Origin of the sequence: Pseudomonas putida, assembly GCF_001976065.1 — a bacterium.
In the GTDB taxonomy this organism is placed as follows: domain Bacteria; phylum Pseudomonadota; class Gammaproteobacteria; order Pseudomonadales; family Pseudomonadaceae; genus Aquipseudomonas; species Aquipseudomonas serbica.
Map to the genome: position 1 here is coordinate 112,320 of NZ_MNAH01000001.1, position 14,996 is coordinate 127,315.

The 14,996-nt window shown below is 60.5% G+C and carries 13 protein-coding genes; 2 read left to right on the forward strand and 11 right to left on the reverse strand.

The features are described 5' to 3' along the window. Window positions 1-339: 339 nt before the first annotated feature. Genes BKX96_RS00490 through BKX96_RS00505 form a run of 4 tightly spaced genes read right to left on the reverse strand, consistent with a single transcriptional unit; the run spans window position 340 to window position 3,790 of the window. Window positions 340-1,497, reverse strand: a complete 1,158-nt coding sequence (locus BKX96_RS00490; RefSeq protein ID WP_046820596.1) for an osmoprotectant ABC transporter ATP-binding protein OsmV — start codon at window positions 1,495-1,497, stop codon at window positions 340-342. Next, complete coding sequence (locus BKX96_RS00495) at window positions 1,494-2,147, reverse strand: ABC transporter permease (protein WP_046820595.1); 654 nt, start codon at window positions 2,145-2,147, stop codon at window positions 1,494-1,496. The genes BKX96_RS00490 and BKX96_RS00495 overlap by 4 nt, the downstream gene beginning before the upstream one ends. A gap of 12 nt (window positions 2,148-2,159) precedes the next feature. After that, complete coding sequence (locus tag BKX96_RS00500) at window positions 2,160-3,053, reverse strand: glycine betaine ABC transporter substrate-binding protein (RefSeq protein ID WP_046820594.1); 894 nt, start codon at window positions 3,051-3,053, stop codon at window positions 2,160-2,162. Between the two features lie 20 nt (window positions 3,054-3,073). Then, window positions 3,074-3,790: an ABC transporter permease gene (locus BKX96_RS00505; protein WP_046820593.1), complete on the reverse strand. Its 717-nt coding sequence runs from the start codon at window positions 3,788-3,790 to the stop codon at window positions 3,074-3,076. A 328-nt stretch (window positions 3,791-4,118) separates the two neighbouring features. Between BKX96_RS00505 and BKX96_RS00510 the strand changes: the two genes are divergently transcribed. Both BKX96_RS00510 and BKX96_RS00515 read left to right on the forward strand, forming a co-directional pair. Beyond that, the gene (locus BKX96_RS00510; RefSeq protein WP_046820592.1) at window positions 4,119-5,702 is read left to right on the forward strand and encodes a peptide chain release factor 3; all 1,584 of its coding nucleotides are present in this window, start codon (window positions 4,119-4,121) and stop codon (window positions 5,700-5,702) included. A gap of 324 nt (window positions 5,703-6,026) precedes the next feature. Further along, window positions 6,027-6,284, forward strand: coding sequence for a hypothetical protein (locus BKX96_RS00515; protein ID WP_046820591.1), 258 nt, complete (start codon window positions 6,027-6,029; stop codon window positions 6,282-6,284). A 137-nt stretch (window positions 6,285-6,421) separates the two neighbouring features. Here the strand turns inward: BKX96_RS00515 and BKX96_RS00520 are convergent, their stop codons facing one another. The 7 genes from BKX96_RS00520 to BKX96_RS00550 all read right to left on the reverse strand — a co-directional run bounded on the left by BKX96_RS00520 (window position 6,422) and on the right by BKX96_RS00550 (window position 14,926). Then, window positions 6,422-7,609, reverse strand: coding sequence for a hypothetical protein (locus BKX96_RS00520; protein WP_077182433.1), 1,188 nt, complete (start codon window positions 7,607-7,609; stop codon window positions 6,422-6,424). A gap of 228 nt (window positions 7,610-7,837) precedes the next feature. Beyond that, on the reverse strand, window positions 7,838-8,818 hold the full coding sequence (locus BKX96_RS00525; RefSeq protein ID WP_046820589.1) for a peptide ABC transporter ATP-binding protein: 981 nt from the start codon (window positions 8,816-8,818) through the stop codon (window positions 7,838-7,840). Next, entirely contained in the window at window positions 8,818-9,786 is a 969-nt protein-coding gene (locus BKX96_RS00530) for an ABC transporter ATP-binding protein (protein WP_046820588.1), read from the reverse strand. The genes BKX96_RS00525 and BKX96_RS00530 overlap by 1 nt, the downstream gene beginning before the upstream one ends. A gap of 10 nt (window positions 9,787-9,796) precedes the next feature. After that, window positions 9,797-10,723 carry an ABC transporter permease subunit gene (locus tag BKX96_RS00535; protein WP_046820587.1) on the reverse strand — a complete coding sequence of 309 codons (927 nt, stop codon included), beginning with the start codon at window positions 10,721-10,723 and terminating at the stop codon, window positions 9,797-9,799. An 11-nt stretch (window positions 10,724-10,734) separates the two neighbouring features. Continuing rightward, window positions 10,735-11,745, reverse strand: coding sequence for an ABC transporter permease subunit (locus tag BKX96_RS00540; RefSeq protein WP_046820586.1), 1,011 nt, complete (start codon window positions 11,743-11,745; stop codon window positions 10,735-10,737). A 73-nt stretch (window positions 11,746-11,818) separates the two neighbouring features. Further along, window positions 11,819-13,414 (reverse strand): ABC transporter substrate-binding protein, encoded by a 1,596-nt coding sequence (locus BKX96_RS00545; RefSeq protein ID WP_046820585.1) that lies wholly within the window; start codon window positions 13,412-13,414, stop codon window positions 11,819-11,821. 78 nt (window positions 13,415-13,492) lie between these two features. Beyond that, complete coding sequence (locus BKX96_RS00550) at window positions 13,493-14,926, reverse strand: OprD family porin (RefSeq protein WP_046820584.1); 1,434 nt, start codon at window positions 14,924-14,926, stop codon at window positions 13,493-13,495. Window positions 14,927-14,996 lie beyond the last annotated feature (70 nt).

A 14,996-nucleotide genomic window follows, 5' to 3' on the forward strand; every position in this document is an offset into this window, starting at 1 on the left:
AAAAAGGCCATGGGAAGCGCTGCTTTCCCTTGGCCTTGCTGTCTCGTCGTCAGTACTTGAGCCGGATGGATCGTTTCCAGCATGGACGTTCGGCGCGAACTTTAGGGCGTGAGGGGCTTGAGATCAACAAAAAATGTCGCGTTTTTGCACGCATCCGTCGTGCGGTCCCTTACAACTACTGATGTAACGGACCTGTGTGACGGTGTGATGTTCCCCTGAATGATCGTTCCCGCACTCCGCGTGGGAATGCATCAAGAGACGCTCCGCGTCTCAAAGGGCGGGCGCAGAGCGTCCAGGGAGGCGTTCCCACGCGCAGCGTAGGAACGATCAGTGAAGGGATCAGGCCACAGCAGTCTCTGCTGGCGAAACGATACTGGTCTTGCCCCCACGGGACTTGCCCGAACTCAGATACTCGGCAATCGACTCCTGCGTCACTTCCCCGAGAAACACCCGCTCCGCATCCATCACCGGCAGCCACGAACGGTTGAACTCATACATCCGCGACAACAGGATGCGCAGATGCTCGTCATACGCCGCCGTGGCGTTGAATTCGCGCAGGTATTGCCCGCACGTGCCGCTCTGACGGTGCAGGTCGCGCCGGCGTACATAGCCCAGGGCCTTGTTGTCGGCGCAGGTGACCACCACGTAGCGACGGTCATGCTCGTCCATCAATTCCAGTGCATCGGCCACCGGCGTTTCCGGGCTCACCGACGGCGCGTTGTCCGCCGCATCCTCGGCTTTGACCAGCAACAGGCGCTTGAGCGTGCTGTCCTGGCCGACGAAGTTGCTGACAAAATCATCCGCCGGATGCGCCAGCAGGGTGTCCGGGTGATCGATCTGCAACAGCTTGCCGGCGCGGAAGATCGCGATCTTGTCGCCCAGCTTGATCGCTTCGTCGATGTCGTGGCTGACCATGATCACGGTCTTGTTCAGCGCCCGTTGCATCTCGAAGAACTCGTTCTGGATCATTTCGCGGTTGATCGGGTCGACCGCGCCGAAGGGTTCGTCCATCAGCAACAGCGGTGCATCGGCTGCCAGCGCGCGAATCACGCCGATCCTTTGTTGCTGGCCGCCGGACAGCTCCCGAGGGTAGCGATGCAGGTATTGCTTGGGTTCGAGCTTGATCATGCTCATCAACTCGCGGGCGCGGTCGTGGCATTTCTGTTTGTCCCAGCCGAGCAGCTTGGGCACCACCACGATGTTCTCTTCGATGGTCATGTTGGGGAACAGGCCGATCTGCTGGATCACATAACCGATGTTACGGCGCAGGGTCACTTCGTCGAGGCCTGTGGTGTCTTCGCCATTGATCAGGATCTTGCCCGAGGTCGGCTTGATCAAGCGGTTGATCATCTTCAGCGTGGTGCTTTTGCCGCAACCCGATGGCCCGAGGAATACGCAGATTTCGCCTTCATTGACGGTCAGGCTTACCGAGTCCACGGCTTTCACGTCTTTGCCGTTGCTTTGGAAGGTCTTGCTGAGGTTTTGAAGTTCGATCATTTGAGCAGTCCTTTTGGAGTCAGCGAGCGTTGCAGCCATTGCAGAAGCAGGTCGGCGAAGATGGCCAGCAAGCTGACCAGCACGGCGCCGACGATCAGCATCGACATGTCGCTGCGGCTGATGGAAGCGAGGATGAGTACACCGAGGCCACCGGCGCCGATGGTCGCGGCGATGGTCATGACGCCAATGTTCATGACCACGGCAGTGCGCACGCCGGCGAGGATCACCGGCACGGCGATGGGCAACTCGACCATGCGCAGGCGCTGGCCGAAGGTCATGCCGATGCCGCGCGCGGCTTCGCGGATGCCTGGTTCGACGTTGGTCAGGGCCAGGTAGGTGTTACGCATGATCGGCAGCAGCGAATACAGGAACACGGCGGTGATGGCTGGCATCGGGCCCAGGCCCTGGCCGAACTTGGAGTAGAACGGCAGCAGCAGGCCGAACAGCGCAATCGACGGCACGGTCAATAGCACCGTGGCACTGGCCTGCAGCGGGCCGGCGAGCGTCGGGAAGCGCGTCATCAGCACGCCCAGCGGCACGCCGACCACGATCGCCAGGGTCACGGCGATGCCCACCAGGGTGATGTGTTGCCCGGTCAGGTGCAGGACCTGTGCCCAGTCGAGGTGGGAAAAGGCGTTGAGAAATTCCATGGCTTTTCCTCCTTATTTGATTGGATGCTGGCGCAGGAAATCTGCGGCAACGGCCGAAGGGCTCTGGTGATCGACATCGACCCGCGCGTTGAGCTCGCGCATGGTGTTGTCGTCGAACAGTTCAGCCAGGGGCTTGAGTTGTTCGGCCAGTTGCGGATGCTCATTGAGGTAAGCCTGGCGAACCACGGGCGCTGCGGTGTAGTCGGGGAAGTAATGCTTGTCGTCTTCCAGGAGCTTGAGCTTGAAGGCGTTCAAGCGACCGTCGGTGGTGTAGACCAGGCCGGCAAACACCTGGCCGTTGCGCAGGGCGGTGTAGACCAGACCGGCGTCCATCTGGCGGATGTTTTTGCGGGTCAGGTTCATGTCGTAGAGCTTGACCATGCCATCCAGACCGTCCGAACGGTTGGCGAATTCGGTATCCAGCGCCACCAGATTGTTGGTCTCGGCTTCTTTGCGCAGCACTGTGTTCAGTTCACTGATGGTGTTGATCTGCGGGTACTCATCCGCGACGTTTTTCGGCAGGGCGAGAGCGTAGGTGTTGCTGAATTTCGACGGAGTGAGCCAGACGAGTCCTTTTTTGCCGTCGAGTTCTTTGACTCGGGCGTAGGACTGTTCGCTGTCGAGTTTTTCGTCGACATGGTTGTAGGCCACCAACGACACGCCGGTGTATTCCCAGAGCATGTCCAACTGACCGCTTTCCTGGGCACTGCGGGCAAGGTTGCTGCCCAGGCCTGCGGTCACTTGGGTTTCATAACCTTTGGATCGCAGGTACTGGGAGGTGATTTCCGCCAGCAGTGTCTGTTCGGTGAACACCCGGGCGCCGATGCGGATCAGCGGTTTTTCCGCGGCTTGGGCAAATCCTGCGAACAGCAGGACGCAGCCTAGTAAAAAGCTTGATGTCTTCATGATGATTCCTTTGCCGAGGCTTAAGACGGGCGCAGACCGCGTTCGAGCCAGAGACGGCTGGCGAGCGTCACCAGGCCATCGAGCAGCAACGCCAGCAGGGCGGTGCAAGCCGCGCCCAGCAGCAGTTGCGGCTGGTTGTTCAGGGCGATGCCGGGGAAGATCAGGCTGCCCAGACTGTTGGCGCCGATCAGGAACGACAAGGGCGCGGTACCGACGTTGATCGCCAGGGCCACGCGAACGCCGCCGATGATGATCGGCACGGCGTTTGGCAGTTCGACCCGCCACAGCACCTGAGACGGCGTCATGCCGATGCCGACGGCTGCTTCCTTGAGCGAACCCTGGACGTTTTTCAGGCCTTCGTAGGTGTTGCGCACGATCGGCAGCAACGAAGCGAGGAACAGGGCGAAGATCGCGGGGCCACTGCCGATGCCGAGGATGCCCAGGGCGATGGCCAGTACGGCGAGAGGCGGCACGGTGTTACCGATGTTGAAGAGCTGCATGAAGCGCTCAGCGCGGCCCACCATGCTCGGGCGGCTGAGGAAGATGCCGGCGGGGATGCCCACAACGAGGGCGGCCAGCATGGACGCGAGGACGAGAATCAGATGAGCTTGCAGGTAAAACAACAAATCGTCGCGGTAGTGTTCGATCGTGTTGATGCCGATCCAGTGGACCAGCAGGGCCAGGAGGGCGATTACCAGCGCGCCTCCTATCAGCCCTTTGCCATAGCGAATAGCCACAGGCGGACTCCTTTTTTCAGTCGGCGAACACTTTTTCGCGTGGCAACGCCATTCCTGGCTGGCGAAAAAATGATCGCGAGAAGCAGCTCGAACAGGCCGGTAAAACGGCCTGCAATCGAGCCATGAGCACAGCCTCGTCAGGCTGAAATGCGGGTGTTTCAGGCCCCCGACGAGTGGTCGTTACGGGGGAGTGGACGTCTCCGTGCTTTAAAAGGTTCCCATCTAAGGCAGCATTTGGCCACCCCTGATGTGCTCAACGGTTCGGTTATTGACTCAACTTGGGCTATAATCTGCGCCCTTTTTTGAATCACCTGCCAGGCGATTTCCCATGACCAAACAGGCCGCCGAAGTCGCGAAACGCCGCACTTTCGCCATTATTTCCCACCCCGATGCCGGTAAGACCACCATCACCGAGAAGCTCCTGCTGATGGGCAAGGCGATTGCGGTAGCCGGTACGGTGAAATCTCGTAAATCCGACCGCCATGCCACCTCCGACTGGATGGAAATGGAAAAACAACGGGGTATTTCCATTACCACGTCGGTCATGCAGTTCCCGTATCGCGAGCACATGATCAACCTGCTCGACACCCCGGGCCACGAAGACTTCTCCGAAGACACCTATCGCACCCTGACGGCGGTGGACTCGGCCTTGATGGTCCTCGACGGCGGTAAGGGTGTAGAGCCGCGGACCATCGCCCTGATGGACGTCTGCCGTCTGCGTGACACGCCGATCGTCAGCTTCATCAACAAACTCGACCGTGACATCCGCGACCCGATCGAACTGCTCGACGAAATCGAAGCGGTCCTCAAGATCAAGGCCGCGCCGATCACCTGGCCGATCGGCTGCTACCGCGACTTCAAAGGCGTGTACCACCTGGCCGACGATTACATCATCGTCTACACCGCCGGTCACGGCCACGAGCGCACCGAAACCAAGATCATCGAGAAGCTCGATTCCGATGAAGCCCGCGCCCACCTGGGTGACGAGTACGAGCGTTTCATCGAACAGCTGGAACTGGTGCAGGGCGCCTGCCACGAGTTCAACCAGCAGGAGTTCCTCGACGGTCAGCTGACCCCGGTGTTCTTCGGTACGGCACTGGGCAACTTCGGTGTCGACCACGTCCTCGACGCCGTCGTCGATTGGGCGCCGCGCCCACTGGCGCGTGTAGCCAACGAGCGCACCGTGGAACCGGTGGAAGAGAAGTTCTCGGGCTTCATCTTCAAGATCCAGGCGAACATGGACCCGAAACACCGCGACCGTATCGCGTTCATGCGTATCTGCTCGGGCAAGTACGAGAAGGGCATGAAGATGCGCCACGTGCGCACCGGCAAGGACGTACGGATCGGCGACGCGCTGACCTTCTTCTCCTCCGAGCGTGAGCAACTGGAAGAAGCGTTTGCCGGCGACATCATCGGCCTGCACAACCACGGCACCATCCAGATCGGCGACACCTTCACCGAGGGCGAAGTCCTGGGCTTCACCGGCATCCCGCACTTCGCCCCGGAACTGTTCCGCCGCGTACGCCTGAAAGACCCGCTGAAATCCAAGCAACTGCGCCAGGGCCTGCAACAACTGGCCGAAGAAGGCGCGACCCAGGTGTTCTTCCCGGAACGCAGCAACGACATCATCCTCGGCGCCGTCGGTGTGCTGCAGTTCGACGTGGTCGCCAGCCGCCTGAAAGAGGAATACAAGGTCGAGTGCTCCTACGAGCCGATCACCGTTTATTCCGCGCGCTGGATCGAATGCAGCGACAAGAAGAAGCTTGAGGAATTCACCAACAAGGCCGTGGAAAACCTGGCACTGGACGGCGGCGGTCACCTGACCTACCTCGCGCCTACGCGGGTCAACCTGGCCCTGATGGAAGAGCGCTGGCCGGACGTGAAATTCCGTGCGACGCGTGAGCATCACTAAGCTTTGAGTTGAAACACCAAAAACCCCGTTGCGAAAGCTGCGGGGTTTTTTGTTGGTGCGCGGTTCAGTGTGGGAGCGGGCTTGCTCGCGAAAGCGGAGTGTCAGTCGACATGGATATTGGGTGTGATGGACTCTTCGCGAGCAAGCCCGCTCCCACACTGGACGGTGTTGTTATTGAGTTTGGGTATAACCCTTATTCAAAACCAGTCTCACCTTTCTCGGCATTTCCGACCGGTCGTTAGCGTCCTATTTGGTGAACCCTGGTGATTGGAACTAGATTTAATCAGCGCCAGACAGGCACTCCACGAAAGGATGGATTCGGCTATGAACAGATTGCTACGCGTTGTGTTGCTGTTGAAGGTATTGGTGATGCTGGCCCTCGGCAGTTCGGCGGTCTGGGCCGAGTGTGAGGATCATGAAACCCAGGCGTCGAGCGGGCAGGGGACCCTCGGCGAGCTGATGATCGCCAAGTCCGAATCGGAACCGGGCGACAAGGGGCAGGGTGGTGCCGACAACGACGATGACTCGACCACCGATGAACCGGACTCCGATGATGTCGACGAAGGCGACAGCCAGACGTAAATCGCAGACCCTACCAAACCCTTGCGCCGGACCCACTGTAGGAGCGAGCTTGCTCGCGAAGGCGTCATATCCGTCAGCATCATAAGCGACTGACAGTCCGCCTTCGCGAGCAAGCTCGCTCCTGCAGGAAGCCGGGCTCAGGCTTGCAGCCCGTAGACCACCGGGCCGTGATGACCGATGTCGATGACCGCCTCGGCGCCAACGATCATTCTGGCCGCGCTCTGCACCTTCACATCCCACGCCAATCCCCCTGAAGGACCAAAGGATATCCATCCGGTCCCGGTCCTGCCGAAGCGAGCGTCAGGTTTGCCATTGGGCAACAACCTGCCAGCGAGGATATGCAGCGCCCGGTTGTGACCGACCACGACAATCTCCCCGTCCGGCTGCTGGGCCAAGGCTCTCCAGAATGTTTCAGGACCGGTGTCGGTCAATACAGGACGACCGCCATTCCACTCCTTGTCGGGGCGACCGTCTGCGGTAAACCTCATCACCATGCCCAGGGTCTCCTGCAGGCCGCCAGCACATACCAGCTTGCCATCCGCCTGTGGGATGAGCTGACGCATCCTGAGTGAGCCATCGGTTGATGCGTAGAAAGCAAAACCATCGACACCAAACTGGCTATCGATTCGCCCTTGCAGATCATAACGGGCCAGAACCAGCTGACCGGATAGGGTGGTCCCCCCCACAACGATTTTTCCGTCTTGAATCACCACGCTACTGAGCTGGATGAAATCGCCCTCGCTTTCGATCTCGAGGAACCCGCCGTTGCCGAATCCGGTATCCAGTTCACCGTTGCCGTACAAGCGCGCCAGCAGTGCCCCTTGGGAGTCACTGATGTAATAGGTGAACGACACGAGCACCTTTCCATCATCCTGCAGGCAACCGTCGATCAGCTCCACTTGGGAATAATCATGCTGTGCGACTGGAATGACGACACTGCCGAAGACCAGGTCCGGGCTTCCGTTGGCATGAAAGCGTCGCAGTGCGGCCCGGCGGATACCGTCGGCTTCCTGGGTCTCACCGATCACCAGGATCTTGCGATCGTCCTGCAGTAGCAAGCGCACCGGCGTTGCCTGTTTACCGCAGACAAACCGCCACTCACCGGTGTTGCCGTCGTGGCCGAACGCGTCGTCCTTGATGCCGTCAGAATCGGTGCGGTACAGAGTGAAACCCTGTCCCTGCCGAGTCGCGTAGGTCAGTTCACCTTCAGCCGATAACACAACGGCCCTGACCGAGCCGGCCAGAAAGTCGGGTCTGATTTGGCCAAAATCACCGAATACTGGGTCTAGCTGACCAGCGTTTCCGTCTGTTGCTTGGATTTCCATGATGTTTGCACCTGTCCCTGTCGTTTGAATGTTTGCGTGTCTACGCCTTGCGTCGCGTGACACAGGACTCTGCGACAGGATTCAAACAAAACAGCGGGGCGTGCGTAACTGTCAGAAATGGCAGTGGGCTTGTGCAAACCAAAGAAAACCCCTGCTCCCTCGATTGATGTGCAATCGAAAGAGAAGGGGTTTGCCTGATTCAAGCGCCCCGCTGACCGGGGCGTTTGTTTACGCCGCGCCGTCGAGGAATTGCTCGGCGTAGTGGCAAGCCACCTGGCGGCTGTCGAGCAGGCGCAGGGCCGGCTCTTCAGTGCTGCAACGCTCGGTGGCGTATGGGCAGCGCTTGTGGAAGGCGCAGCCGGGTGGTGGGTTCAGCGGGTTGGGCAACTCGCCGACGATCTTGATTTTCGGTTTGTCCGGATCCGGGTGGATGGTCGGAGTGGCCGACAACAGTGCCTGGGTGTACGGGTGCAGGGGGCGGGTGTAGATGTCTTCCTTGGGCCCCATTTCCACCGGACGGCCGAGGTACATCACCATCACGTGATCGGCGACGTGGCGCACCACCGCCAGGTTGTGGGAGATGAACACGTAGGCGGTGTTGAACTCCTGCTGCAGGTCCATGAACAGGTTGAGCACCTGCGCCTGGATCGACACGTCCAGCGCCGAGGTCGGTTCGTCCGCCACCAGCACTTTCGGTTGCAGCATCATCGCCCGGGCCAGCGCAATACGCTGGCGCTGGCCACCGGAGAACATGTGCGGATAACGCTGGTAGTGCTCAGGACGCAGGCCCACCTGCTTCATCATCGCCTGGACTTTCTCGCGACGTTCGGTGGCCGACAGGTTGGTATTGATCAGCAAAGGTTCTGCGAGCTGGTCACCGATTTTCTGCCGTGGGTTCAACGAGGCGTACGGGCTCTGGAACACCATCTGCACGTCTTTGCGCAGTTGCTTGCGCTGGGCCTTATCGGCACCGGCGACTTCCTGGCCGGCGATTTTCAGGGAGCCGGAGGACGGCTCTTCGATCAGGGTCAGGGCGCGGGCCAGGGTGGACTTGCCGCACCCTGACTCACCCACCACGGCGAGGGTCTTGCCGGCTTCCAGTTCGAACGACACGCCGTTGAGGGCGCGTACGGTTGCGTGACCCTTGAACAGGCCACGGGACACTTCGTAGTGACGGGTCAGGTCGCGGGCGGTAAGTACGACGGCCATTACGCCACCTCCTGGTTCAGCGGGAAGAAGCAGCGGGCGAGGCTGTTGCTTTTCGGGTCAAGGCTTGGGCGCTGCACGCGGCAGTTGTCCTGCACGTACGGGCAGCGCGGCGACAGCAGGCAGCCCTGCGGACGGTCGTAGCGGCCAGGCACGATGCCCGGCAGGGTCGACAGGCGCGAGGCGCCCAGGCTGTGTTCCGGAATCGCCTTGAGCAGCGCTTCACTGTACGGGTGTGCCGGGATGTCGAACAGTTGCGGCACCTGACCGACTTCGACCGCTTGGCCGGCGTACATCACGCAGACGCGCTGGGCGGTTTCGGCCACGACCGCGAGGTCGTGGGTGATCAGCACCAGGCCCATGTTCTGCTCTTTCTGCAACGCCAGCAGCAGGTCCATGATCTGCGCCTGGATCGTTACGTCCAGCGCCGTGGTCGGTTCGTCGGCGATCAGCAGTTTCGGCTCGCCGGCGATCGCCATGGCGATCGCGACGCGCTGGCTCATGCCACCGGACAGTTGGTGCGGGTAGGCGTCCATTCGGCTGGCCGCGCCCGGGATCTCAACTTTTTCCAGCAGTTCGATGGCGCGTTTGCGCGCAGCCTTGCCGGACATTTTCAGGTGCAGGCGCAGCACTTCTTCGATCTGGAAACCGACGGTGTAGCTCGGGTTGAGCGCGGTCATCGGGTCCTGGAAGACCATCGACAGGTCTTTGCCGACGATTTGCCGACGCTGACGGTTGCTGAGCTTGAGCATGTCCTTGCCGTCGAAGCTGAGCGAGTCGGCGGTGACGATGCCGGGATGCTCGATCAGGCCCATCAGCGCCATCATGGTCACGGATTTACCCGAACCCGACTCGCCAACGATGGCCAGCACTTCGCCCTTGTCGACTTTGAGGTCGAGGCCATCGACTACGGGCGTAGCGTTCTTGTCGCCGAAGCGAACGTTGAGATTCTTGATTTCTAACAGTGACATTGGAATCTCCTCAGGCGGCGTTCTTGAGTTTCGGGTCCAGCGCATCGCGCAGGCCGTCACCCATCAAGTTGATTGCCAGCACGCTGAGCAAAATGGTCAAGCCAGGCAGGCTGACGACCCACCAGGCGCGTTCGATGTAGTCGCGGGCCGAAGCCAGCATGGTGCCCCACTCAGGAGTTGGCGGTTGTACGCCAAGGCCGAGGAAGCCCAGTGCGGCGGCATCGAGAATCGCCGAGGAGAAGCTCAGAGTCGCCTGGACAATCAGCGGCGCCATGCAGTTGGGCAGCACGGTCACGAACATCAGGCGTGGCAGGCCGGCACCGGCCAGGCGCGCGGCGGTCACGTAGTCGCGGTTCAGCTCGCCCATCACCGCGGCGCGGGTCAGGCGAACGTAGGACGGCAGGGACACCACGGCGATGGCGATCACGGTGTTGATCAGGCCAGGGCCGAGGATGGCGACGATCGCCACGGCCAGCAGCAGGGACGGCAGGGCCAGCATGATGTCCATCAGGCGCATGATGGTCGGGCCGACCGCTTTCGGGAAGAAACCGGCGAACAGGCCCAGCAGGATCCCCGGGATCAGCGACATCACCACCGACGACAAGCCGATCAGCAGCGACAGGCGCGAGCCCTGGATCAGGCGCGACAGCAGGTCGCGGCCCAGTTCATCGGTACCCAGCAGGAACTGGATCTGCCCGCCTTCCAGCCAGGCTGGCGGGGTGAGCAGGAAGTCGCGGTACTGCTCGCTCGGGTCATGGGGGGCAACCCACGGGGCGAAGATGGCGCAGAAAATCACCAGCAGCATGAACATCAGGCCGGCAACGGCACCTTTGTTCTTGGAAAACGCTTGCCAGAATTCCTTGTACGGCGACGGGTACAGCAGGCTTTGGTCCACGGCGGACGTGGCGGTGGCTACTGAGGATGTTGGAGTGCTCATGGGTATTGACCTCAGCGCTGATGACGGATGCGTGGGTTGGCAAAGCCGTAGAGGATGTCCACTACGAAGTTGACCAGAATCACCAGGCAGGCGATTAACAGGATGCCGTTTTGTACGACGGGGTAGTCGCGGGCGCCAATGGCTTCGATCAGCCATTTGCCGATGCCCGGCCAGGAGAAGATGGTCTCGGTCAGGACAGCGCCTGCCAGCAGGGTGCCGACTTGCAGGCCAACCACGGTCAGTACCGGAATCAGCGCGTTGCGCAGGCCGTGCACGAACACCACGCGCGACGGCGACAGGCCTTTGGCGCGGGCGGTACGGATGTAGTCTTCACGCAGCACTTCGAGCATCGACGAACGGGTCATGCGCGCAATCACCGCCAGCGGGATGGTGCCCAGCACGATGGCCGGCAGGATCAGGTGATGCAGGGCATCGAAGAATGCGCCGACGTCATCGGCCAGCAGCGTATCGATCAGCATGAAGCCGGTGCGCGGCTCGATGTCATAGAGCAGGTCGATCCGCCCGGACACCGGGGTCCAGCCCAGGGATACCGAGAAGAACATGATCAGGATCAGGCCCCACCAGAAGATCGGCATCGAGTATCCCGCGAGGGAGACACCCATCACCCCATGGTCGAACAGGGACCCTCGCTTGAGGGCTGCGATCACCCCGGCCAGCAGGCCCAGGATGCCGGCGAACAGCAGGGCGGCCATGGACAGTTCCAGGGTTGCGGGGAAGAGGGAGGTGAACTCGTTCCAGACGCTTTCACGGGTACGCAGGGATTCCCCGAGATCACCGTGGGCCAGTTTGCCGATGTAATCCAGGTACTGGGCATACAGGGGTTTGTTCAGACCTAGGCGTTCCATTGCCTGAGCGTGCATTTCCGGGTCGACTCTGCGTTCGCCCATCATGACTTCCACGGGGTCGCCAGGGATCATGCGAATCAGCGCGAAAGTCAGCAAGGTGATGCCGAAGAACGTGGGGATCAGTAACCCCAGTCGGCGGGCAATAAAACTAAACATCGTAAGGTGTACCTCATCAGCCGGTTAGGCGTGCCCGGCATGCCAGGGTGCGGCAATGCCGGGAGTTTCTTATCTACTTCACCTGGGTGGTGGCGAAGTTATTGGTGGTGAGCGGGCTTATTTGGTAGCCCTCTACGTTGTTGCGCATTGCAGTGAACATTCTAGTGTGCGCCATGCTGATCCATGGCTGGTCCTGGTTAAAGATAACCTGAGCCTGTTCGTACAGTGCTGCACGCTCGGCCGGGTCGGTTTTTTCGCGGGCCTGGTCAAGCAGGGCCTGGAATTTTTCATTGCACCAGCGAGCGTAGTTTTCGCCGTTCTTCGCGGCCTCGCAACTGAGCATAGGCGTCAGGAAGTTATCCGGGTCGCCGTTGTCGCCCGCCCATCCGGCGGAAACCATGTCGTGCTCGCCGTTTTTCGCGCGTTTGAGCATTTCGCCCCATTCCATCACGCGGATGTCGATCTTGATCCCGACCTTGGCCAGGTCCGCTTGCATCATCTGCGCGCCGAGCATCGGGTTCGGGTTGGTCGGGCCGCCACCGTTGCGGGTGAACAGGGTGAAGGTGGTGCCTTCCGGTACGCCGGCTTCCTTGAGCAGGGCGCGAGCCTTGTCCAGGTCGTGGGCCGGGTTCTTCAGGCTGTGGTTGTAGCCCAGCAGGGTGTCCGGGTACGGGTTGACCGCGGCGGTCGCATTGCCTTTGCCGAACAACGCATTGACGTACGCCTCTTTGTCGAAGGCGATGTCGATGGCTTTGCGCACCCGCACGTCGCTCATGTACTTGTGCGTGGTGTTCATGGCGATGTAGGAAACGGTCATCGCGTTCAGTTCGTCGACCTTCAGGTTCGAGTCTTTCTTGATGCTCGGGATGTCATCCGGCTTCGGATACAGCGCGACCTGGCATTCGTTGGCCTTGAGCTTCTGCAGGCGCACGTTGTTGTCGGTGGCGATGGCCAGGATCAGCGCATCAGCCGGCGGCTTGCCGCGGAAGTAGTCCGGGTTGGCCTTGAAGCGAACCTGGGCGTCCTTGTTGTAGCGCTGGAAGACGAACGGACCGGTACCCACTGGCTTGTTGTTCAGGTCGCCGGTCTTGTTGGCCTTGAGCAACAGGTCGGCGTACTCGGCGGAGTAGATTGACGAGAAGGCCATGGCGATGTCGGCCAGGAACGGCGCTTCGCGGCGGGTCAGGGTGAACTTGACCGTGTTGTCGTCGACTTTCTCGACGCTTTTGAGCAGTTCCTTGAAGCCCATGCTTTCAAAGTACGGGAAGCCCACGCTCGACAGTTTGTGCCACGGATGATTCGGGTCCAGCTGGCGCTGGAAGCTCCAGACCACGTCGTCGGCATTCATGTCGCGGGTCGGCTTGAAGTATTCGGTGGTGTGGAACTTGACGCCTTTACGCAGATGGAACGTGTAGGTCAGGCCGTCTTCACTGATGTCCCAGGAGTCGGCCAGTGCCGGAATCACGTCGGTGGTGCCGGGCTTGAAGTCCGCCAGGCGATTGAAGATGGTTTCGGCCACGGCATCGGCGGTGACTGCAGTCGTGTACTGGACCATGTCGAAGCCTTCGGGGCTGGCTTCCGTGCAAACCACCAGGGGCTTGGCCGAAACGCCGACAGCGACACTGAGCAATGCGGCCGCGATGGCCGCACGTAGGGGAAGCATTTTCATCAAGAACCCTCTGCAATCAGTTAAAGGACAAACGCCTAACGGCCGACTCGTCATTGAATCAGCCGTTAGGCACGGGCATTACAGGATGTTGAACGGAACCGTGGTCACCAGACGGAACTCGTTGATGCTGCCATCAGCCTGGTTTTCGCTGGCACGGTGAGCCGTGTAGGTGCCACGGATAGTGGTGGCCTTGAACGGTCCGCTCTGTACGGCGTAGGTGGCGCCGATGCCGTATTCGTAATGGTGTTCGCCGTCTTGCGACTGGATACCGTCGTAGCCTTTGTCCGCCACGCCCTTGTTGCCGGTGTAGTGGGTGCCGTCGATGCCCCAGCCGCGGGCCTGGTAGATGTTGAACTTCAGACCTGGCACGCCGTACTCGGCCATGTTCAAGCCGTAGGCGATCTGGAAGGACTTCTCGTTCGGGCCGTTGAAGTCCGACAGCAGGGAGTTGGCCAGGTAGATGCCGTTGGTTTCGTGCAGGTAGTCGAAGTACTCGTTACCGTTCACTTCCTGGTACGAGAAGGTCAGGGTGTGCGCCTGGTGGGTCAGGCCGAACGACAGGGAGTAGGTGTCGTTGTCGATGTCGCCGATCAGCGCTTTGCCTTCTTCCTGGGTCTTGTAGTAGTTCAGGCCGGTGGTCAGGCTCAGCACCTGGCTGTCGCCCAGCACGTGAGTGGCGCCGAAGTAGTACTGGTTCCAGATGTCTTCAGCCTGGGTGGCCCAGAGGCTGGTGGTCAGGCTGGCGAATGGGGTGTAGGTGATACCGCCGGTATAGACGTGATCGGTTTCAACGATGCCGTTGGCGTATTCGGTGCGGAATTTGCGCTGGCTTTCTTCGGTACGCGGAGAGTTGCGATCGAAGGTAGCCAGGTCGAATTGCAGGTTGTTCAGCTCTTCGCTGTGGATCGCTACACCCTGGAAGCTCGAAGGCAGCGCACGGTTACCGATGACGTCGACCATCGGGCTGCTAAAGTTCTGGCGACCGGCGGTCAGGGTGGTGTTGGAAATACGCGCCTTGACGTTGGCCAGGCCCAGCTTGCTCCACTGGCCAACGGCGTCGCCGCCTTCTTCGGTCAGGGTACGGTTGTTGCCCGCGCCTGGGCGAGTGCCCGGTGCGCCGCCGTTGTTGGATGCCAGGTCCTTGCGGTCCTGATCCAGGGCAATGGCGTTGTAGGCCGCCACTTCCGTGCTGAAACCGAGGGCACCTTCGGTGAAGCCCGAGTTGTACTTGACGATCGTACCCTGAACCCAGTTGATGCGACGATCAGTCGGGGTCGAAACGCCGTCTTTCTTGTAGGTGAACTTGGCGCCGCGCTTCAGTTGTTCGTTGGCGTACCAGTTACGGGTCGTACCGCTGATTGACTGGCCTTCAAGGAAACCGGTGGCTTCGCTCTGGGCGCTTTTTTCATTCACGGTCACTGGGGTGTACGCCTGGCTCTGGGTTTCAGCGTACGCCGTGGCGGTTATGCTGCTGATGGCCAAGGCCAGTATCGCGGTGCTGCTCAGTTTCATGGGTGAAGCTCCTTACTTTCTATTATTAATGCCGGCCTTTTTGGGTGGTCCGGCTATTTGTTTTGCAACA

Excerpts from the sequence above, each read along its gene's own strand:
- BKX96_RS00535 (WP_046820587.1), bottom strand. The coding sequence starts at position 10,723 with ATGAGCACTCCAACATCCTCAGTAGCCACCGCCACGTCCGCCGTGGAC.
- BKX96_RS00540 (WP_046820586.1), bottom strand. The coding sequence starts at position 11,745 with ATGTTTAGTTTTATTGCCCGCCGACTGGGGTTACTGATCCCCACGTTC.
- BKX96_RS00545 (WP_046820585.1), bottom strand. The coding sequence starts at position 13,414 with ATGAAAATGCTTCCCCTACGTGCGGCCATCGCGGCCGCATTGCTCAGT.
- BKX96_RS00495 (WP_046820595.1), bottom strand. The coding sequence starts at position 2,147 with ATGGAATTTCTCAACGCCTTTTCCCACCTCGACTGGGCACAGGTCCTG.
- BKX96_RS00500 (WP_046820594.1), bottom strand. The coding sequence starts at position 3,053 with ATGAAGACATCAAGCTTTTTACTAGGCTGCGTCCTGCTGTTCGCAGGA.
- BKX96_RS00490 (WP_046820596.1), bottom strand. The coding sequence starts at position 1,497 with ATGATCGAACTTCAAAACCTCAGCAAGACCTTCCAAAGCAACGGCAAA.
- BKX96_RS00510 (WP_046820592.1), top strand. The coding sequence starts at position 4,119 with ATGACCAAACAGGCCGCCGAAGTCGCGAAACGCCGCACTTTCGCCATT.
- BKX96_RS00550 (WP_046820584.1), bottom strand. The coding sequence starts at position 14,926 with ATGAAACTGAGCAGCACCGCGATACTGGCCTTGGCCATCAGCAGCATA.
- BKX96_RS00515 (WP_046820591.1), top strand. The coding sequence starts at position 6,027 with ATGAACAGATTGCTACGCGTTGTGTTGCTGTTGAAGGTATTGGTGATG.
- BKX96_RS00520 (WP_077182433.1), bottom strand. The coding sequence starts at position 7,609 with ATGGAAATCCAAGCAACAGACGGAAACGCTGGTCAGCTAGACCCAGTA.
- BKX96_RS00525 (WP_046820589.1), bottom strand. The coding sequence starts at position 8,818 with ATGGCCGTCGTACTTACCGCCCGCGACCTGACCCGTCACTACGAAGTG.
- BKX96_RS00530 (WP_046820588.1), bottom strand. The coding sequence starts at position 9,786 with ATGTCACTGTTAGAAATCAAGAATCTCAACGTTCGCTTCGGCGACAAG.